Raw genomic sequence first — 18,746 nt, forward strand, 5'->3', positions numbered from 1 at the left:
TCTAAATTTGCGGCTATAATGGTTTTATCATAATTAACTTACCCTATGTGCGCAATAAAAGATGATGCCCCTTCGTCAGAACTTTCTCTTTACGAACAACTGTTAGCGGGTAACCGCGCCTTTGTTAAAGAAACACTCGAAAAAGACCCATTATATTTTGAAACGCTTGCCAAGGGCCAAAAACCACCTGTTTTATGGATAGGCTGTGCAGATAGCCGTGTGCCCGCCAACCAGATAACACATACCAAGCCGGGCGAAGTGTTTGTGCACCGCAATATTGCCAATATGGTGGTGCACTCGGATATGAATATGCTGTCGGTGCTGGATTATGCCGTTAATATTTTGGAAGTGCAGCATGTTATAGTTTGCGGGCACTATGGCTGTGGCGGTGTTATTGCTGCCCTGGGCAATGTAGAAAACGGTATTGTTGACAACTGGCTGCGCCACATTAAGGATGTTTACCGCTTGCACGCGGTCGAACTGGACGCTATAACCGACGAAAAGCAGAAAGCCGACCGCCTGGTTGAGCTGAACGTGATAGAGAATGTTAACAATTTAACGGCTACGTCGATTGTACAAAAAGCCTGGAAGAATGGCAAAAACCTGCATGTGCACGGTTGGGTTTACACTTTAAACACAGGTTTTATTAAAGACCTGAAAGTGAGCTTCAGCAATAACAGCAATGTTGACGCGGTATTTAAGATCAAGTAAGGTGTTTGATTAAGGTTGCAAAAGCGTGTGTCTGGAGATATGATTTTTTTTAATTTGAAAAGTCAATTTTTAAGAACAAATAGAAATATCGCTTAGGGCGTTGCCTGCGGCCGGGCTTTCCGCTCATACTGCGCAGGCATTAACCCATGGCCGGTATCCCTGTCTGCCGGCAGGCAGGCGCTGCTATCCCTCGCGGGCATGGTAAATAAAAAGCGTCATTGCGAGCGGTAGCGTGGCAATCTCTGCATAGGATAATCGATGTTTACAATCGGACCTGTATAGTATAGAAATTGCTACGTGCCTCGCAATGACGCCCGGAGAAGTACCGCCCTTACAACTCCTTATCCAAAAACGGATAACGATAGCTTTTCGGCGGGTCGAAAGTTTCTTTGATCGTCCGCGGCGAAACCCAGCGCAGCAGGTTGATCATCGAGCCAGCCTTATCATTAGTACCTGAGCCGCGCGCGCCACCAAATGGCTGCTGGCCAACTACGGCGCCTGTTGGTTTATCGTTCACATAAAAATTACCGGCAGCATTGCGTAAAGCGTGCGTAGCTTGAGCAACAGCATACCTGTCCTGTGCAATGATACACCCGGTTAAGGCGTAGATGGAAGTTTTATCGATGATGGTTAAGATCTCATCAAAATCTTGATCATCATAGATATAAACCGTCAGCACGGGACCAAACAACTCTTCGCACATGGTTACATAGTACGGGTCGGTAGTTACGATAACAGTTGGATCAATAAACCAGCCCTTGGTTTTATCATAAGTTCCGCCGGCGATGATCTCGACCGATTTATCCTTTTTAGCGTTATCGATGTATTTGGTGATCTTGTTGAACGAGCGCTCGTCGATAACCGCGTTAACAAAATTCTCAAAATCTTCGGGCGGGCCAACTTTAATGGTGGCCAGCTCTGCTAAAAACTGTTCTTTCAATTTAGGCCAAATCGATTTTGGCAGGTATGCGCGCGATGCCGCAGAGCATTTTTGCCCCTGGTATTCAAACGCACCACGGATCAGGGCGGCGGTGAGCACATCAATATTGGCGCTGTTGTGCGCCAGTACAAAGTCTTTACCGCCGGTTTCGCCAACGATACGCGGGTAGGTTTTAAATTTATGGATATTGGTACCGATAGTTTGCCAGATGTTTTGGAACACGCCGGTGGAGCCGGTGAAATGGATGCCCGCAAAATCGGGGTGGTTAAAGATGATATCGCCGGCCATCGGGCCATCAACATAGATGAGGTTGATGACACCCGGAGGTACGCCTGCTTCTAAGAAAGTTTCCATCAGCACATTGGCAGCATAGATCTGGGTTGGTGCAGGCTTCCAAACCACCACGTTGCCCATCATGGCGGCCGAGGTTGGCAGGTTACCGGCTATAGCGGTAAAGTTGAAAGGCGTTATGGCAAACACAAACCCTTCCAGCGGACGGTGCTCAACCCTGTTCCAGATACCTTTTGGCGATACAGGTGGTTGCTGCGCGTAAATTTCGCTCATGTAAGCCACGTTGAAACGCAGGAAATCGACCATCTCGCAGGCGGCGTCAATTTCGGCCTGGTAAGCGTTTTTGCCCTGGCCCAGCATGGTAGCTGCGTTTATTTTGGCGCGGTACGGGCCCGACAGTAATTCGGCAGCTTTCAGAAATATCGCGGCACGCTCTTCCCAGGGCAGGTTTTCCCAGGCAGCTTTGGCAGCCAGGGCAGCATCGATGGCAGCATGTACATGGCTCGCATCGCCTTCGTGATAGGTAGCCAGTAAATGCTGGTGATCATGCGGCGGGCGGATCTCGGCTTTTTTGCCGGTGCGCACCAGCTTGTCGCCGATGTACATGGGTATATCGGTAACTTTTGAACGGCCGTCGGCCAATGCGGCTTTAAGCGCGGCGCGCTCCACGCTGCGCGGGCCGTAGTTTAATACCGGCTCGTTTTGTGGTACGGGGGTGTTAAAAAATCCTTTGGTCATATTTAGTCAGTTAAACTATGGCGCAAAGATAAGGTTTTACCGGATGTGCGAATGTGCCGATACATAAATGTGCAAATGATATGACAATGTGCAGATTATCGCTGCTTCGGCAGCTTTAAACTATCAACGGGTGCCGATGCTGTATCATTTTTGGCAGTTTGGTTAGTAGTTGGGACAAGTATTGTATCTCCCACCAGGTGGTTATTTTCGGCCTGCTGATGGCATGCAGTTAAACCCAAAAACAGCATAGCTGCCGATGCCCATCTGAGCCATGTATTTTGCCGGGGCAGCACTTCTACCCTGCCGGCCTCAAACAGCCCGCATATCCTGTATTCGTTTTTTGCAAACACTTCCAATATCTGTGCCTCGCTCATGCCGCGAAAATCGCGCACAACTTTACGGCAGCCGTCACAGTACCAATCGCCGTTACTAGGTTGCAGTTCGTTCAATTGTTTCGGGCATTTAAAGCTGAGTTTGATATTTTGTAACGTTTCCATGGTAGTAGGTTATCTATTCTCGTTAACGAATATGGCTTACTGCTTAATACCATAGTAATTGTAATGTAACCGTTTTTGTGAAGAGTATTTTTTATAGAGGTAAGTATGCATATGTTATTCTAAGCTGAATTTGATCGGTAACGTATACTGCACTCTATAGGGTTTACCATTTTGGATACCTGGCTTCCATTTCGGCGAATGCTTTAATACCCCGACTACCATACTGTCGATCTTTCTGGTAAGGCCCCGTACTATTTTCACATCAGTTATCGAACCATCAGCTTGCACCATAAATTGAGCATACACCCTGCCTTGTACATCCTCATTACCTCCCCACTTAATATTCTTAGCTAAAAAATCTTTCCAGGCTTTCTCGCCACCTGGAAATTCGGGGTTTATTTCGATGGCGCCTACAAACACGTCTTGTGCGGTATCTTTAGGCTGAGCAGCTTTTATCGTATCTCCCTGCCAAGGTTTTTCAAGTTCGATTTGCTTGCAGGCAGTCAGGCCCAAAAACACCACCGCCGCCGATACCCAGTATCGCCATTTGTTTTGCCGTGGTGAAACCTGGATACGGCCGGCCTCTAATATGCCGCAGGTTGGGTGGGCGTTCGTGTTAATTACATCGATGATCTGTGTTTCGCTCATGCCCCTGAAATCGTGCACAATTTTCTGGCAGCCGTCGCAATACCAGTCGCCGTCGCAGGGTCGCAGTTCGTTTAGCTGTTTGGGGCATTTGAAACTAAGTTTGATGTTTTGTAACGGTTCCATCGGGTTAAAACATTTGTTTTTGAGCTAAAAAAACTGTATATTGTAGAGATGCAATTGAGCCGGCGATTCCATAAAATTTTTGAGAACAGGGGATAAAAATGGTCGAAAAATTTCTTACAATATCCCCCTTGTGGAGGAAGTCGTAAGCCTTGAGTCGGGAGCCCTGAGCCAAAAGACTCCCGACCCCAGGCTCAAGGCTTGGAGCTAAAAATGCGTTAGGGATAGCAACGCCTGCCTGTCGGCAGACAGGGATACCGGCCGTGTGACGGGCTGAGAGCAGGCCGTGGCTAACGCCTTGTGCAGTATGAGTGCCCGCCTGCCGAACGGGCAGGGATAGCCCGGGCCGCAGGCAACGCTCTTTAAAATAGAATCAAGAGTCAAGATATAAGAACCGAGCCTTAGCAAGCTCATTCACTCAGCCAAAAACAAATAATGATGTGAATAATCAGGACGATGATCAATTACCGACAATATCACCCTGTTTCTTTAACGATTGACGGATTGAATGACTGATTGATTAAAAATACCCATAAATCCCCCCCTGCCCGGAATGCAGTGGAATTCGTTACCTGTCCTGTGGGGTGCCGAAACAAGTTCGGCATGACTTCTTAAAAGATCCGAAATTGAAAATCCGAAGTTCGAAATCAAAAATACCCATAAATACCCATGTGTTCTATCAGCGGTCGGTAGGTATATTCATAATCCCCGCTGCAAACTACGGCATGTTTTCATCGGTAAATCTGCCAACCTGTCACCGGGAAATGCGGTAAAACTGCCGGATATTACTTGTTTTTTGCCACTTGGGCTGCCACAATCAATTTGGCACAGGCATTGATTATATGTTGCAGTAATCAAACAAATCAAATAGTAAAATCAATCATATGTCTAAAATCATTGGAATCGACTTAGGAACAACGAACTCCTGTGTGGCTGTAATGGAAGGTAACGAGCCTGTAGTTATTGCTAACAGCGAGGGGAAACGTACAACGCCTTCGGTAGTTGCATTTGTTGACAACGGCGAGCGTAAGGTTGGTGATCCTGCAAAGCGTCAGGCCATCACTAACCCGACCAAAACCATCTCATCTATCAAGCGTTTTATGGGTAACCAGTTTAACGAGGTTGCCAAAGAAATTGCCCGTGTGCCTTATAAAGTGGTAAAGGGCGATAACAACACCCCGCGTGTTGAAATTGACGACCGTAAATATACTCCGCAGGAGATCTCGGCTATGATCCTTCAGAAAATGAAGAAAACCGCCGAAGACTTTTTGGGCCAGGAAGTATCGGAAGCGGTTATTACCGTGCCTGCTTACTTTAACGATGCACAACGCCAGGCTACTAAAGAAGCCGGCGAAATTGCAGGTCTGAAAGTTCGCCGTATCATTAACGAGCCTACTGCCGCAGCATTAGCCTACGGTTTGGATAAAGCTCACAAGGATATGAAGATCGTGGTGTTCGACTGCGGTGGCGGTACGCACGACGTATCTGTACTGGAATTAGGCGACGGTGTGTTCGAAGTAAAATCAACCGACGGTGATACTCACTTAGGTGGTGACGACTTTGACCAGGTGATCATCGACTGGATGGCCGACGAGTTTAAAGCTGACGAAGGTTTTGACCTACGCCGCGACCCGATGGCCCTGCAACGTTTAAAAGAATCGGCTGAGAAAGCTAAAGTTGAGTTATCGAGCTCGGCTCAAACCGAGATCAACCTGCCATACATCACCGCTGTCGACGGTATGCCAAAGCACTTAGTTAAAACCTTAACCCGTGCAAAATTTGAGCAACTGGCTGATAGCCTGATCAAACGTACCATCGAACCTTGCAAAACTGCGTTGAAAAATGCCGGTTTGTCGACCTCGGATATCGATGAGATCATCCTGGTTGGTGGTTCGACCCGTATCCCTGCGATACAGGAAGCTGTGGAGAAATTCTTCGGCAAGGCACCTTCGAAAGGTGTTAACCCCGACGAGGTTGTGGCCATCGGCGCTGCAATACAAGGCGGTGTGTTAACCGGCGAAGTAAAAGATGTGTTGCTGTTGGATGTTACCCCGCTTTCGTTGGGTATCGAAACCATGGGCGGTGTAATGACCAAACTGATCGACGCTAACACAACTATCCCTTCTAAAAAATCGGAAACCTTCTCGACCGCTTCTGACAATCAGCCATCGGTAGAGATCCACATCTTACAAGGCGAGCGCCCAATGGCGGCTCAGAACCGTACAATCGGCCGTTTCCACCTGGATGGTATACCACCTGCACCTCGCGGCGTACCGCAAATCGAAGTAACTTTCGATATCGACGCTAACGGTATATTGCACGTGGCTGCTAAAGATAAAGCTACCGGTAAAGAGCAAAAGATCCGTATCGAGGCTTCTTCGGGCTTAACTGATGCCGAGATCAAGAAAATGAAGGACGAAGCTGAAGCTAATGCCGATGCTGACAAAAAGGCAAAAGAAGAAGTTGAAAAACTGAACAGCGCCGACGCCCTGATCTTCTCGACAGAAAAACAACTGAAAGAGTATGGCGATAAGATCCCTGCCGACAAAAAATCGGCTATCGAAAGCGGTTTGGAAAAACTGAAAACAGCTTATTCGGCTAAAGATCTGGCTACCATTGATACAGCTAAAACTGAGCTTGAAGCTGCATGGCAGGCTGCATCAGAGGATATGTACAAAGCTTCGGCCGATGGTGCACAGCCAGGCGCTGAACACGCTCAAAGCGGACAGGAAGCTCACGGAGCAGCAGGCGGTGATGCAGTTACCGATGTTGACTTTGAAGAAGTGAAGTAAGAGTACATCTCGAATAGATTATAATAAAAAGAGGGAGCCAAGGGTTCCCTCTTTTATTTTGAATAGAATAAGTTTTTCTTTATTAGTTGGCTTTGATAAGTTTGTTTGATAGAGAAAGTGAGCTTACAGAATTGTGTTTTTTGAGGAAACACAGATAGAGAGGCTCCATAATAAGAATTGAACTTGTTATTGGATTTTAGATTATTTGGGCGTTTCCCTACGGGTCGGGCTTTCCCTGACCGTCCGGCAGGCCGGCGCTCATACTGCACAGGCCTTAGCCACAAGGCCGGTATCCCTGTCTGCCGACAGGCAGGCGTTGCAATCCTTAACGCGGATGTACGTTCAGAGAATCCATCACCGTATCACAATAACGATATCTGAACCGATAGTTTCCCGTTTACCAAATAATCTATCCATCTCACATCTCCGTTGGGGTAATAATGGATCTCGTATTTTTTACCAGCGCTTACAGATTCGGGTGCGCCGGTCATGATGTCGGCCTGGTTATTTACGGTGTAATGTACATCAAACTGGTAGCCTTTATCCGTACATAAGGCACAGCCCGTTGCACCGAAACTGCTGACGCGGCCAAATTCGTCATAAGCCAGGTTTTGCGTCCGTTGGCTTTGATTGGTCCCGCTACTCAGGTTTTCAATTTTTTGGCTTTTGTAGACGCCGCTTTGGAATGCGGGGGGTAAGGGCAAGGTGTAGAAATTTTTCGAAACAAAATACAGATCGTAAATAGCCGCTGTATCCTTGATCAGTTCGGTACGGGTGTTCCATATGGAGCCATCGGCATTGTAGGTGATGGCTTTGAACGACATTGCCCTGCCGGCCGTTTGCGCAAAGCAAACAAAGCAGCAAAGCATTAATGCAAGGGTAAAAAGCGATCTCATTTTAGAATACGTTTAACGGACCAGCATTAATGATTTTTCTTTTTGCGCTGCGCATGCCCTGCCGGAACCGTTTCATGGGCATATTTACGCCCGTAATACCTTTCGGCGATGAAAAATAAGGGCCAGGTAAACATAAAGGCAAACCTGCTTAACAACGGCCAAAACGGACAAATAATCACGCCTGCCAAAAATACCAGCGGTGTGATGGTAGCGCGGGCTTTAAATATTTTGAGAAACTTTTGAGTGGGGCGATGCGTGATCAGCTTGCTTTTTGAATTGAATACGAAACTAACGAGCCAATAATTGAAAATACCTGAAAGTATAATGTTACAGTTGTAAAAGTAATAAGGAATATTATGCCCCGAGTATTCGCTGTAATAGGCAGATGAAAAAGGCATGAGCACAATACTGAAAAGGAAAAAGGTATTTAACCAGATGAGCTTTTCGGAGTATTGGCTTACAAAGCCGAAGACCCGGTGATGGCTGCGCCAAAAAGCAGCGATAACGAAGAAGCTGATAATAAAACCGATAAACTTCGGTATCAGTTCGGCCAGGCCGGATAGTATCTCGTCGTTGGTATCATGAGGGCCGATATGCGGCACCTTGATCTCGATCACCAGCAGAGTAATCGCGATAGCAAAAACCGCATCGCTAAAAAGGATGATACGATCTATCTGAAAATCTTTACGCTCCGGGTCGTGCTGTTCTAAAAAGTGTTCGTGCTGTTCCATCAGAAATTGAACCCAAAAGATACAAAATAATCAGAAACGGCCGAAATTGCTTTTAAAATTCAATTATCATTTCCATGCGATTATTGGGTACCGTAACACTAGTACCATGTTTCTTTTCCTGTAATTTGATGCTTTCGCCGTTTACATTGATCGCCTTAAGTTTAGTGTTGAACCCATGCAATACCAACTTAACCTGCGTAAAGCGCGATTCGAAATTACCTTCAACGGCGCTTAATACAATTCGGTTCTTAACCGGTTCAAAGCTGATGATACGTTTGTAATACGTCCCTTTTTCGTAGTTGTAGGTTATGCCGTCGTCTTCATAGTAAGTAAACGCGTTAGGTTCTTTACCATACCAGATATGGAGCTTCAGCATACCACAGCCATGGCCGGCAGTGCTTTGCACCACATCCTGCATCGGGATGATGGCTCCGGCTTTGACAAATACAGGCAGATCGGTTAGCGGTGCATCTGCTTTATGAACTTTGCCGCCTTTTAATTTTTCGTGAGTGCTTAAGCGATACCAGTTGCCTTGCGGCAGGTAAACCTTGATATGACGTTCGGTGCTGGCAGCCGGGGCTATCAGTAAAGCATCTCCGAAAAGGAATTGGGTTTGGTAGTTACCATCGTATACCTTATCGTCATGTGTGTGGTCGATGGCTAAAGTCCGGTTTACCGGCAGGCCGGTTTGGTGCGCCTGGTAAAAGCTCGAATAGATATAGGGCAGCAGGCAATACCGGTGTTCGATATCTTTTTTGATGATAGCCTCGTTCTTTTTGCCCCATCGCCATGGTTCGCGGTAAATGGTACCGATACAGGCATGGTTACGGAACATCGGCGTATAGACGCCTAACGAGTTCCAGCGAACCATCAGTTCGGGCGTGGGGTTACCTGTAAAGCCACCGATGTCTACTCCTGTAAAGGCCACTCCTGTAAGGCCGATGCTGTTTACCAAACGTGCGCCTAACAGCATGTGCGCGTCATTGGCTGAGTTATCGCCCGTCCATACTGCAGAATAACGCTGCACGCCGGGATAAGCGGCGCGGGTCAATACAAATGGTCGCTTGTTGCCGAGCAGTTTTTTAGTGCCCTGGTAAGTGGCACGTGCCATTTCCAGTCCGTAAGCGTTACGCACCTCGGGTATACTTTGTTTGCCGAAGTGTACCAGGCCGGGTATGTTTTGCCCCCAGGCGGCGGGCTCGTTCATATCGTTCCAAAAGCCGGCCACACCGGGTTCGGTTAAGGCGCTGAAAGCTTTACCCCACCATTCGCGTACATCGGCACGGTAAAAATCAGGGAAGTGGCAGCGGCCCGGCCAAACTTTAGCTACGTAGTTCTCGCCGTTGGGATAGGTAGCAAAGTATTTATTGGCGACACCTTCGTTGTATTGCTTGTAACCGTCCTCAACCTTAATGCCCGGGTCAACAATGGTAACCAGTTTAAAATCTATTGCCTTTAATTCATCCATCATCGCCTTAGGATCGGGGAAAGTTTCGGGGTTCCAGGTAAATATCTTGTAATGATCCATGTAGTCGATATCGCAATACATTACATCGGCAGGTATCCGCTTTTTTCGGAAAGTATGTGCCACTTTTAAAACTTCTTTGGCCGACATGTAGCTCCACCGGCATTGCTGGTAACCCAGGCTCCAGAGCGGCGGCATCTCCATGCGGCCGGTTAGCCAGGTAAAATCCTGCAGTATCCCGGCAATGGTTTGCGCCCCGAAAAAGTAATAGTTCATATTACCGCCATCGGCACCGAACCAACTCATCTGCTCATCGGTTGTGGCGCCGAAGTCGAAATAGCTTTTATGGGTGTTATCCATAAACAGCCCATAAGTACAACCGCTGTGTATGCCGATGAAAAACGGGAAGGTTTTATAAAGCGGGTCGGTTTTGATACCATGTTCGGACGCATCGGTATTCCAGTTTACGTAACTGCTGCCGCGCCTGTCGAGATTGCCGGTTTTCTCGCCCAGGCCGATGAATCGTTCATCCGCGAAAAGTTTGCGGTACGTGATTACCTTTTCACCCTGCCAGGTAGTGCCAAAGCGGCTATCGTCTTCGCTTAGCGGTTGCCCGCCTGGTGTGTAGAAATTGAAACGTAAAGGCGATTTGGTAATAATGAGTTTGAGATCGGAAGTGTTGACCTCGATGCTCTGTTTGTTCTCGATATAAGTTATCCTCCTGCCCGGCTTTTGTATTACAGCAAAGGATTGATCGTTAGCTGATGGGCGTTTGGTAATGTTAACCCTGATGATGGCCGGACCATAAACCCATATATGGGCTTCGGCTTCGGCAGTGGTGATGACCAGTTTCCCCGACTGCTCTCCTGAGCTTTGTACCTTGCTCAACATTTGTGTTCGCATGTTGATACAACAGTGCAGGCTTTTGAAGGTTTACATTATTTGACATTGGGATTTATGGCAGGATCCTGATGGGCGTACCTACAGGAACATGCGCATACAGATCATCAATCTCCTCATCAGTAACACCGATGCACCCATCCGTCCAATCACGCCAGCGGTGGAATTTGCCGATGAAGCCATGGCCGTTCTTTAACCCGTGTATCTTGATATCGCCTCCGGTGGCTTTACCAAGCAGTTCGGCATTCGCCTTATCGGTTTTGTTTGGATAGGAGATGCCCAGGTTTTTATGGCAAATGCTGTTAGGATTTTTGGTATTGATGGTGTAGTCGCCTTCAGGCGTTTTTCCGTCGCCATCCACCTGCTTTTTGCCTGTCGGGCAAAAGCCTAAGGATATTTGGTAGCTTTTCAATAGCTTATTATCCTCATACGCAAGCATGCGATGTTTTGACTTAAAAACGAGCAGCTTATTTATGCGCGCATTCCCAGGAAGTTTAGGTTCGGGGTAACAGGCATAAATAGCACATGCTATCAGCACGATAAGAGTGCAATAAGCTGCTGCCTTTTTTATCATTTGATATAAAACTAAACAAACCTGTTTAAAAACAAAAAAATCCCACCGAAGCGGGACTTTTTAAAATATCACAGATCAACTTACGACCATAAGTTAGCCGGGTATACACCACTGGCTACTAAGTCGGATATTGATTTTTGTACGATAGGTTTATCTTCTTTATAAGTTACACCGAACCATTTTGAGGCAGTCGGGATAACTTTAAAAGCGGCTTCGCCGGTTTTGATCAGCTCGTCGGCAACCAGCGGAATAAAGAACTCGGCTTTCGGGTTGGTTTCGTTGGCGTCAACAAACTTTTTAAACATTGGCTCGCTTTGCTTAAATACTGCCGGGTTAAAACCCCAGAAGTTCATCGATACACGGGTATCGTTCGGCAGCGGGTGCTCGCCTGTAGCATCTTTATAAGCTACTTTGCTGCCTTCGGTAAAGTAAACTTCGGTGCGTTCGTTAATCTCCACCATGTTTCCCTTATCGTCAACCTTACAAACACCACGGGATACCGAGCCGTAATCCGATAAGGTCTTATCGATCTGGTAGCCTATCAGCGAGTATTGGTGGTCGGTCACCTCCGTGGTTAAAAATTTAGCCATTTTCTCAAAAGAGTCATAACCGTAAAAATCATCGGCGTTGATCACGCAGAAAGGCTCTTTGACCTGGTTGCGCGCAGCCAAAACAGCGTGGGCGGTGCCCCAAGGTTTAGCGCGTTCGATGGTTTTATCAATGCCGTATTGGTGCAGGTCGTAGTTTTGAAAAACGTAGTCGGTTTCCACGCGCCCTTTTAATTTGGGCTCAAATATGGCTTTAAAGCTATCTAAAAACTCCTCGCGGATGATAAAGGTCACCTTACCAAAACCAGCCTTAATAGCATCATAAATTGAGTAGTCGATAATGGTTTCGCCATTGGGGCCAAAGCCATCAACCTGTTTCATGCTTCCGTAACGGCTGGCCATACCGGCGGCCAGGATCAATAATGTTGGTTTCATATGTATGCTACTATGCTTATAGTTTTTAATTTAACGTGTTTCCGGGTTTAAAGTTGAATATTTTAATCAAATTATCCTAAGAAAATCAGGTTATCATATCCTTTTCGCCTGTTAATTTTTTATTAATCTTCGTCGGGCAGGCGGTTATACCTGAAATCGTGACCGGGCTTAATGTTCAGTAAAGTCTCATAGATCAGGCTGATCACATTGTCCACGTCCTCTTTGTGTATCATCTCTACAGTGGTATGCATATAGCGCAGCGGTAACGATATCAGGGCCGATGGTACACCATCGTTTGAGTAAGCAAAAGCATCGGTATCCGTTCCGGTTGAGCGCGATGATGCCTGGCGCTGGAACGGTATCTTATTTTTTTCGGCAACCTTTACCAGCAGTTTATTCAGGTTGGTTTGCACCGCAGGTGCGTATGATACCACGGGGCCACGGCCGCAAGCTAAATCTCCCTGGGTAACCTTATTGATCATCGGAGTAGAGGTATCGTGCGTAACATCAGTAACGATTGCTACGTTTGGTTTGATGTGGTGGGCTATCATTTCGGCACCCCGTAAACCTATTTCTTCCTGCACGGCGTTTACGATGTATAAACCAAAAGGCAGTTTCTTTTTATTCTCTTTCAGCAGGCGGGCAACTTCGGCAATCATAAAACCGCCGGCACGGTTATCCAAGGCGCGGCCGACATAGTAACGGTCATTCAGTACCATAAACTCGTCTTCGTACGTAATTACGCAGCCTACGTGGATACCCAGCTTCTCAACCTCTTCTTTCGAGGTACAGCCGCAATCCAGAAAGATGTTTTTGATGGTGGGCGCTTCTTCCTTCTCGCCGCTGCGGGTATGGATGGCCGGCCAGCCAAATACCGCTTTTACAATGCCTTTTTCGGTGTGGATGTTTACGCGTTTTGAGGGCGCTATCTGGTGATCTGAACCGCCATTGCGGATCACATAGATCAAACCATCGCCGGTGATGTAATTCACAAACCACGATATCTCGTCGGCATGGGCCTCAATAACAACTTTGTAATCGGCCTTGGGGTTGATGATGCCTACTGCCGTGCCGTAGCTGTCGACATAGGTTTCATCGATATAAGGTTTCAGGTAATCGAGCCACATTTTCTGGCCGGTCCATTCAAAACCTGTCGGCGATGGGTTATTGATATATTCTTCGAAAAATTTAAGTGATTTTTTAGTAACTACCGGAACGTGTTTTTTTTCCTCTGATTTCTTTTTAGCCATGATGGTCATATTTACATAAACGGGCCCGTAAGCCCTTAGCAAATATAGTAAACCAATTAAAAGCACATAAAAAGCATGTGTTTTTTATGTGCCCGATTTATTGTTGGCTTAACATTTACTTTATGGTAGATGGCTTTATTTGTGCCAAGAGAAATTTTGTTTACGTTTCAGTTTAGTTAGTTTAGGGAGGCCGGTTTGTATTTGAGTGATGCAAACCGGTTTTTTATAAATCCTTCTCTAATATCTCGTAATCGATGCCGCTTTTACTGAAGGTTTGCCCGGTTTGGGTAAAGCCCGATTTGTTATAGAAACCGATGGCTGATAACCTTGCATTGCACCACAAATGTTTCGCGCCTTCGCTTTTCGCAAACAATGTAATATGATCCAGCAATTGCCTGCCGATGCCCTGGCCCTGGAAAGCCGGATCAATAGCAAATTTGCGAAACTGCCAGCTTTCGCCGTTAGGGAACAGTGATACCACGCCTATAAGCTGCGTAGCCGTAAATGCGCCAAAGTGATAGCCTTGCAGGTCCTCATCCATTTCCATATCATGCAGATAGCTGCCGGGGTAAAGCACATCGCGGCGTAATTGCCAGGTAAGCTGCGGGGTTATTTGTTCGATGTGGATCATTTTTATGAGGTAAAAGCTTAAAGCACAAAGCACAAAGGCCTAAGAAAAAAAGCCCCGAAGTATCCGGGGCTTGCTCTATTTTGTATGGTCAGGCGCCTCTTTTGGCTACTACCGTAGGTTTTGCTTTGCCTTTGCTTACCGGTTTAGCTTTCTCGGCTGCGGGTTTCGCCTTTTCGGCTTTAGGTTTCGGCGCTGGCTGGGCTGGCGTTTCGGCGGCAGTTTCGGCCTCCGGAGTTGCGGGTTCTTCGTTAAACAAAGGAAGCTCTTTCAGGATATTGAACCAGGTAATGATCTTCTTCATATCCGAAGCATATACCTTTTCCTCGTCGTGATCAGGCGCTACTTCCCTGAAAAACTGGCGCAGTTTACTGCCGTCGGCTTTCGCATCGGGGATGTTGGTTGCCGATTTCATACGCTCCAGGACGTCTTTCAATAAAATATCCTGGTCGTAGCTAAAGATGGTGATCTCTTCTAATGCAGCAAGCTTGGCTGTCGACAGGTTGGCCACCAGTTTGGTTTTTTGTGCGTCGAGGCTTTCTAAGATAAAACCTGTTTTATTTTGAGCCAATGCTTTCCATAAGCCCGGCTTGCCCGATACGGATACTATTCCCTGTAGGTTCATTTTGTTGATTTAATCTTCTAAAACTTCAATACCGGTAATTTTGTCGCCCTGGCGGATAGCGTCCACCACGTCAACGTTTTCAATCACTTTGCCAAAACAAGTGTGGTTCCTGTCAAGATGGGCAGTGTTAGCACGGCTGTGGCAGATAAAGAACTGCGAACCGCCGGTGTTGCGGCCTGCATGCGCCATCGATAATACACCACGGTCGTGGTATTGCAATTCGCCGTCCAGTTCGCACGGAATGGTGTATCCCGGGCCTCCCGTACCTGCGCGGTGTGCGGTTTCAGGGTTTTTTGAGTTAGGGCATCCGCCTTGTATCATAAAATTAGGTATCACACGGTGAAAGGTTACACCATCGTAGAAACCTTCTTTGGCTAATTTTTTAAAGTTGGCTACAGCTTTAGGCGCATCTTTCTCGTAGAACTCTACGGTCATGTTGCCTTTTTCGGTTTTAATTATCGCTTTACTCATTGTTTTAAATTTCGAGAGGGGCAAAGTTAGTAAAAGGAGCTGAAAGCCGAAAGGTAAAAGCTTAAAGCAAAAAGTTTTGATTAGGCAAATGATCATAATAGCATTCCCAATTTTTCGTTAGTTTTGAAGTATGCGCTATTCAAAATTCCTTTTACCTTTCGGCTTACTGCTTTTTGCTTTTGTGGCGAGAGCAACATCCATCCTCATCCCGATGGATGACCAGCAAAAGGACCATTTGAAATCGTACGGCATTGCTTTCTGGACGCTGAAAAACGATCAGGAGGTCGACTGGCTGCTCAATTACCGAGGCGGCAGCTTTATGATGAAATATGACCAGAAGCTGGAGAACGAGTGCAAGGTGCGCGGCGTAAGCTACGAAGTTTTGCCCGATGCCAAAGTAAGCGCTATTATTGCCGAGATAACCGACCCATCGGTAAACATGGATGTGGTAAAGCTCGAAAAAGCGCCCAAAATTGCGGTGTATTCGCCCAAATCAAAACTACCCTGGGACGATGCCGTTACCCTGGTACTGAAATACGCCGAGATACCTTATGATGTGATCTATGACGAGGAGGTAATACATGGCGACCTGCCCAAGTACGATTGGCTGCACCTGCACCACGAGGATTTTACAGGGCAATATAGTAAGTTCTATCAGCCGTTTCGCTCGGCCGCCTGGTATATCGAAGATGTAGATACCCAGGAAGCGATGGCCAAAAAATTAGGCTTCAAAAAGGTATCGCAAATGAAGCTGGCCGTAGCCCAGCATATCCGCGATTTTTGTGCCGGCGGCGGCTTTTTGTTTGCCATGTGCTGCGGTACCGATACTTTTGATATTTCTTTAGCCGCTGCGCATACAGACATCTGCGAAAGCATGTTCGACGGCGACGCAGCCGACCCCGAAGCGCAATCGAAGCTGGATTATACGCAGACTTTCGCCTTCCAGAATTTTGTGTTGGATCAAAACCCTTTATCGCACCAGTTCAGCGACATCGATGTTACCCGTACGCGCCAGGTCGACCGCCCGCACGACTTTTTTACGCTGTTCGATTTTTCGGCCAAATGGGATGTGGTACCCAGTATGCTAACCCAGGATCACGACAAAGTGATCAAAGGGTTTATGGGCCTGACCACTGCTTTTAAGGAAAATCTGATCAAACCCAACGTAACCATTATGGGCGAAATGAAAACCGCCAACGAAGCCCGTTATATCCACGGCGAATACGGCAAAGGGCAATGGACATTTTACGGCGGCCACGACCCGGAAGATTATCAGCACCAGGTAGGCGACCCGCCCACCGACTTGAGCCTGCACCCCAACTCGCCCGGCTACCGGTTAATATTGAACAATGTACTTTTCCCGGCAGCTAAGAAGAAGAAACAGAAAACTTAGCCCCCCTAACTCCTAAAGGGGGAGTTTTTGAAAAGCCTATTTGATTTTCTTATCCCCACTTTAGGAGTTAGGGGGCTCAATCGTAAAAATTCCACAATACCCCATATTTCAAAATTGCGTTAGGCATCGGGTAGCGGTTTACCGTATAATAACCCTGGCTCAATAGGCCCTGGTTAGCGTAATCGTACATCACAAACAGGTTTGTGCGTTTTAAGGTAGCTTTCAGATACACCGTACTGACAGGGTATGATGAAAACTTCACTGCCGGACCATTATAAAACTGATCGATGCCGGTAGCATACGATGGCGCTGTATAGGGTGTGTTGTATCGTACGTTAACGCCGATAGTGGTGTTGAGCACATCAAAAAACAACTTGTTATAATACAGGCTGCTGTAAATGTACAGGTCGGGTGTGCGTAAAGTGCTCTGATAGTCGGTTTTTTGATATACGCCGTAATTATCAAAGTGCCACCTGCCAAATTGCAGGTTTTTGCCTACGCTGATCTTGATGAGATTGATAGGCGCCGGTACCTGCATTGGGTACGCATCGATACCATTACTGGTGGCCGAAGCAAAGTACAGATAGTTATTGATCAGGAAATACTCGGCTTTTATGTTAAACTGGAACTTATCATTAATATAATTGAACGAGGCGCTGCTGGTTTTGACGTTTTTAAAGTTATTGTTCCAGATAAAGTGGTTGGATATCCAATGTGTATACAACAACGGCGGCGTACTGTTCTGGGTATACGCATCGATGATGATCTTGCCCAGCGTTTTACCTGCCGAAAGGTTAATACTGGCATCGTACAGGTAATCGCCAAAATCGCGACCGAGGGTTATCTGCTGAAAATCGGCGTTGAGACCTATTTTATCGCTGAAACGGTAGCTTACCCTGGCTTTCAGGGTAATATCCTGGAAGGTGTTATGCTGTACCCTGTCCAACTGTGGCAAACCGGTAGTTGCCAGGGTATCGCGCACGTATTGCGAATAATTGTAATAATCGTGCACCAGGCCCAGGTCGAGCTTCGCTTCATTTTTTACAAAGCTTAAGGTTTTACCCCGCAGGTAAAAACTGTATGAAAATTCGTTTTGAAAGTGGGTTACCGAAAGCGAATCGCGCGAGGTGGTTTGATCGAAATACGTATCGGGAAAAACTTTGTACTGATCGGCCTCATCCTGCAAAAATTTGTACTTGCGGGTATTGTAGTAAAAAGTATAAGCCACACGCTGGGTAGGCAGTACCTTAGCCGAGCTGGTGCCTGTGGATGTACTATCGATACGGCCCAGGTAATAAAACTGCTTCAGGTAAAAGCCGTTATCGCGCCAGTTGGTGCGTGAGTTATTTAACCTTACAGTCGCCGTACTGGGGTCGAAAACGGTGCCCGTATTAGCCGTGTATATCGCATTGTTGGTTATCGATCCGTTATCTGGGGCCTTCAGGTTGTTAAATATCAAATTACCCAGGATATTGTAACGTTTATCTTTCGATTCGTACCAGCTAAAAAAAGCTGCCCCCAGGTGATCGGCATGCTGGTGGGCATAAACCCCGTACGAGCCAATGCGGTTATAGTTAACACCAAAGTTCCAGTTGGGTTTAATGTTTTGTGTATGGATAACCCTGAACACCTGTTCGGTTAACCCGCCGGCAACCAGGTACAGGCTGGTAAAAGGGGTACGCGCCCGGTAATATTGTATATCCTGTGGGTGCAATAAATATGCATCTAACTGGTGCATTCCTACATCAAAACCTATGGTGCGGCTGGGCTCAAAAAGTAAGTCGCGTTCGGATAAGCCAAGATTACCGATACCAATTTTAGGGCTGTGCGGCTGGTAAAGCACGCTGTAGTTCTCAAAACCTGTCAGCGTGGTATCCAAAGGAAAAACCTGTGTGCTGTCGTTCAGCAGGCGCTCGTTAGTTACCTTAATGTATTTAGATGTGAAAATTATGGTGTCTTTTTTCTTGTCCTGCTGTTTGCGCAGGGTGTCGAGCATATCTTCTTCGCTTAAGGGCTTACGTACTGTAGTGGTATCGCGTATGCGGTTATTGATGATAGGCTTAACCTCCTGTGCATGCGCAAACATTGCCGAC

Annotated in this window: 16 protein-coding genes; 3 read left to right on the forward strand and 13 right to left on the reverse strand. The window is 46.8% G+C overall.

Translation table 11 applies throughout. From position 1 onward, the window contains the following. The first annotated feature begins 45 nt into the window (after positions 1 to 45). Entirely contained in the window at positions 46 to 711 is a 666-nt protein-coding gene (gene can / locus BEL04_RS17120) for a carbonate dehydratase (RefSeq protein ID WP_066006002.1), read from the forward strand. Positions 712 to 1,042: 331 nt separating this feature from the next. On the opposite strand, the gene pruA is transcribed toward can, so the two are convergent. The 3 genes from pruA to BEL04_RS17135 all read right to left on the reverse strand — a co-directional run bounded on the left by pruA (position 1,043) and on the right by BEL04_RS17135 (position 3,948). Then, complete coding sequence (gene pruA, locus BEL04_RS17125; protein ID WP_066006003.1) at positions 1,043 to 2,680, reverse strand: L-glutamate gamma-semialdehyde dehydrogenase; 1,638 nt, start codon at positions 2,678 to 2,680, stop codon at positions 1,043 to 1,045. Positions 2,681 to 2,775: 95 nt separating this feature from the next. Further along, entirely contained in the window at positions 2,776 to 3,177 is a 402-nt protein-coding gene (locus BEL04_RS17130) for a hypothetical protein (RefSeq protein ID WP_066006004.1), read from the reverse strand. A 114-nt stretch (positions 3,178 to 3,291) separates the two neighbouring features. Beyond that, positions 3,292 to 3,948 (reverse strand): energy transducer TonB, encoded by a 657-nt coding sequence (locus tag BEL04_RS17135; RefSeq protein ID WP_066006005.1) that lies wholly within the window; start codon positions 3,946 to 3,948, stop codon positions 3,292 to 3,294. 881 nt (positions 3,949 to 4,829) lie between these two features. On the opposite strand from BEL04_RS17135, the gene dnaK reads away from it, so the two are divergent. Beyond that, positions 4,830 to 6,737 carry a molecular chaperone DnaK gene (dnaK, locus tag BEL04_RS17140; RefSeq protein ID WP_066006006.1) on the forward strand — a complete coding sequence of 636 codons (1,908 nt, stop codon included), beginning with the start codon at positions 4,830 to 4,832 and terminating at the stop codon, positions 6,735 to 6,737. 362 nt (positions 6,738 to 7,099) lie between these two features. On the opposite strand, the gene BEL04_RS17145 is transcribed toward dnaK, so the two are convergent. The 9 genes from BEL04_RS17145 to BEL04_RS17185 all read right to left on the reverse strand — a co-directional run bounded on the left by BEL04_RS17145 (position 7,100) and on the right by BEL04_RS17185 (position 15,260). Beyond that, positions 7,100 to 7,633, reverse strand: coding sequence for a hypothetical protein (locus BEL04_RS17145; protein ID WP_139113083.1), 534 nt, complete (start codon positions 7,631 to 7,633; stop codon positions 7,100 to 7,102). 26 nt (positions 7,634 to 7,659) lie between these two features. Further along, complete coding sequence (locus BEL04_RS17150; RefSeq protein WP_066006008.1) at positions 7,660 to 8,364, reverse strand: TMEM175 family protein; 705 nt, start codon at positions 8,362 to 8,364, stop codon at positions 7,660 to 7,662. Positions 8,365 to 8,416: 52 nt separating this feature from the next. Next, positions 8,417 to 10,732, reverse strand: a complete 2,316-nt coding sequence (locus BEL04_RS17155; RefSeq protein ID WP_083227971.1) for a glycoside hydrolase family 31 protein — start codon at positions 10,730 to 10,732, stop codon at positions 8,417 to 8,419. 52 nt (positions 10,733 to 10,784) lie between these two features. Beyond that, positions 10,785 to 11,303 (reverse strand): murein L,D-transpeptidase family protein, encoded by a 519-nt coding sequence (locus BEL04_RS17160; RefSeq protein WP_066006009.1) that lies wholly within the window; start codon positions 11,301 to 11,303, stop codon positions 10,785 to 10,787. An 80-nt stretch (positions 11,304 to 11,383) separates the two neighbouring features. After that, complete coding sequence (locus tag BEL04_RS17165) at positions 11,384 to 12,286, reverse strand: sugar phosphate nucleotidyltransferase (protein WP_066006010.1); 903 nt, start codon at positions 12,284 to 12,286, stop codon at positions 11,384 to 11,386. 122 nt (positions 12,287 to 12,408) lie between these two features. Further along, entirely contained in the window at positions 12,409 to 13,536 is a 1,128-nt protein-coding gene (locus tag BEL04_RS17170) for a M42 family metallopeptidase (protein ID WP_066006255.1), read from the reverse strand. Positions 13,537 to 13,759: 223 nt separating this feature from the next. Beyond that, on the reverse strand, positions 13,760 to 14,167 hold the full coding sequence (locus tag BEL04_RS17175) for a GNAT family N-acetyltransferase (protein ID WP_066006011.1): 408 nt from the start codon (positions 14,165 to 14,167) through the stop codon (positions 13,760 to 13,762). A gap of 88 nt (positions 14,168 to 14,255) precedes the next feature. Beyond that, positions 14,256 to 14,789 (reverse strand): DUF5606 domain-containing protein, encoded by a 534-nt coding sequence (locus BEL04_RS17180; protein WP_066006012.1) that lies wholly within the window; start codon positions 14,787 to 14,789, stop codon positions 14,256 to 14,258. Between the two features lie 9 nt (positions 14,790 to 14,798). Next, positions 14,799 to 15,260, reverse strand: a complete 462-nt coding sequence (locus tag BEL04_RS17185) for a peptidylprolyl isomerase (RefSeq protein ID WP_066006013.1) — start codon at positions 15,258 to 15,260, stop codon at positions 14,799 to 14,801. A gap of 211 nt (positions 15,261 to 15,471) precedes the next feature. On the opposite strand from BEL04_RS17185, the gene BEL04_RS17190 reads away from it, so the two are divergent. Next, positions 15,472 to 16,653 carry an asparagine synthetase B gene (locus tag BEL04_RS17190; RefSeq protein ID WP_217493657.1) on the forward strand — a complete coding sequence of 394 codons (1,182 nt, stop codon included), beginning with the start codon at positions 15,472 to 15,474 and terminating at the stop codon, positions 16,651 to 16,653. Positions 16,654 to 16,729: 76 nt separating this feature from the next. Here BEL04_RS17190 and BEL04_RS17195 read toward each other — a convergent pair whose 3' ends face one another. Further along, positions 16,730 to 18,739, reverse strand: coding sequence for a putative porin (locus tag BEL04_RS17195; RefSeq protein ID WP_066006015.1), 2,010 nt, complete (start codon positions 18,737 to 18,739; stop codon positions 16,730 to 16,732). Between the last annotated feature and the right edge of the window lie 7 nt (positions 18,740 to 18,746).

It is taken from the genome of Mucilaginibacter sp. PPCGB 2223, from assembly GCF_001705515.1.
GTDB lineage: Bacteria > Bacteroidota > Bacteroidia > Sphingobacteriales > Sphingobacteriaceae > Mucilaginibacter.

What these genes read in the sequence shown, in the direction of transcription:
- can (WP_066006002.1), top strand. Translation starts at nt 46, where the DNA reads ATGTGCGCAATAAAAGATGATGCCCCTTCGTCAGAACTTTCTCTTTAC.
- pruA (WP_066006003.1), bottom strand. Translation starts at nt 2,680, where the DNA reads ATGACCAAAGGATTTTTTAACACCCCCGTACCACAAAACGAGCCGGTA.
- BEL04_RS17130 (WP_066006004.1), bottom strand. Translation starts at nt 3,177, where the DNA reads ATGGAAACGTTACAAAATATCAAACTCAGCTTTAAATGCCCGAAACAA.
- BEL04_RS17135 (WP_066006005.1), bottom strand. Translation starts at nt 3,948, where the DNA reads ATGGAACCGTTACAAAACATCAAACTTAGTTTCAAATGCCCCAAACAG.
- dnaK (WP_066006006.1), top strand. Translation starts at nt 4,830, where the DNA reads ATGTCTAAAATCATTGGAATCGACTTAGGAACAACGAACTCCTGTGTG.
- BEL04_RS17145 (WP_139113083.1), bottom strand. Translation starts at nt 7,633, where the DNA reads ATGAGATCGCTTTTTACCCTTGCATTAATGCTTTGCTGCTTTGTTTGC.
- BEL04_RS17150 (WP_066006008.1), bottom strand. Translation starts at nt 8,364, where the DNA reads ATGGAACAGCACGAACACTTTTTAGAACAGCACGACCCGGAGCGTAAA.
- BEL04_RS17155 (WP_083227971.1), bottom strand. Translation starts at nt 10,732, where the DNA reads ATGCGAACACAAATGTTGAGCAAGGTACAAAGCTCAGGAGAGCAGTCG.
- BEL04_RS17160 (WP_066006009.1), bottom strand. Translation starts at nt 11,303, where the DNA reads ATGATAAAAAAGGCAGCAGCTTATTGCACTCTTATCGTGCTGATAGCA.
- BEL04_RS17165 (WP_066006010.1), bottom strand. Translation starts at nt 12,286, where the DNA reads ATGAAACCAACATTATTGATCCTGGCCGCCGGTATGGCCAGCCGTTAC.
- BEL04_RS17170 (WP_066006255.1), bottom strand. Translation starts at nt 13,536, where the DNA reads ATGGCTAAAAAGAAATCAGAGGAAAAAAAACACGTTCCGGTAGTTACT.
- BEL04_RS17175 (WP_066006011.1), bottom strand. Translation starts at nt 14,167, where the DNA reads ATGATCCACATCGAACAAATAACCCCGCAGCTTACCTGGCAATTACGC.
- BEL04_RS17180 (WP_066006012.1), bottom strand. Translation starts at nt 14,789, where the DNA reads ATGAACCTACAGGGAATAGTATCCGTATCGGGCAAGCCGGGCTTATGG.
- BEL04_RS17185 (WP_066006013.1), bottom strand. Translation starts at nt 15,260, where the DNA reads ATGAGTAAAGCGATAATTAAAACCGAAAAAGGCAACATGACCGTAGAG.
- BEL04_RS17190 (WP_217493657.1), top strand. Translation starts at nt 15,472, where the DNA reads ATGGATGACCAGCAAAAGGACCATTTGAAATCGTACGGCATTGCTTTC.
- BEL04_RS17195 (WP_066006015.1), bottom strand. Translation starts at nt 18,739, where the DNA reads ATGTTTGCGCATGCACAGGAGGTTAAGCCTATCATCAATAACCGCATA.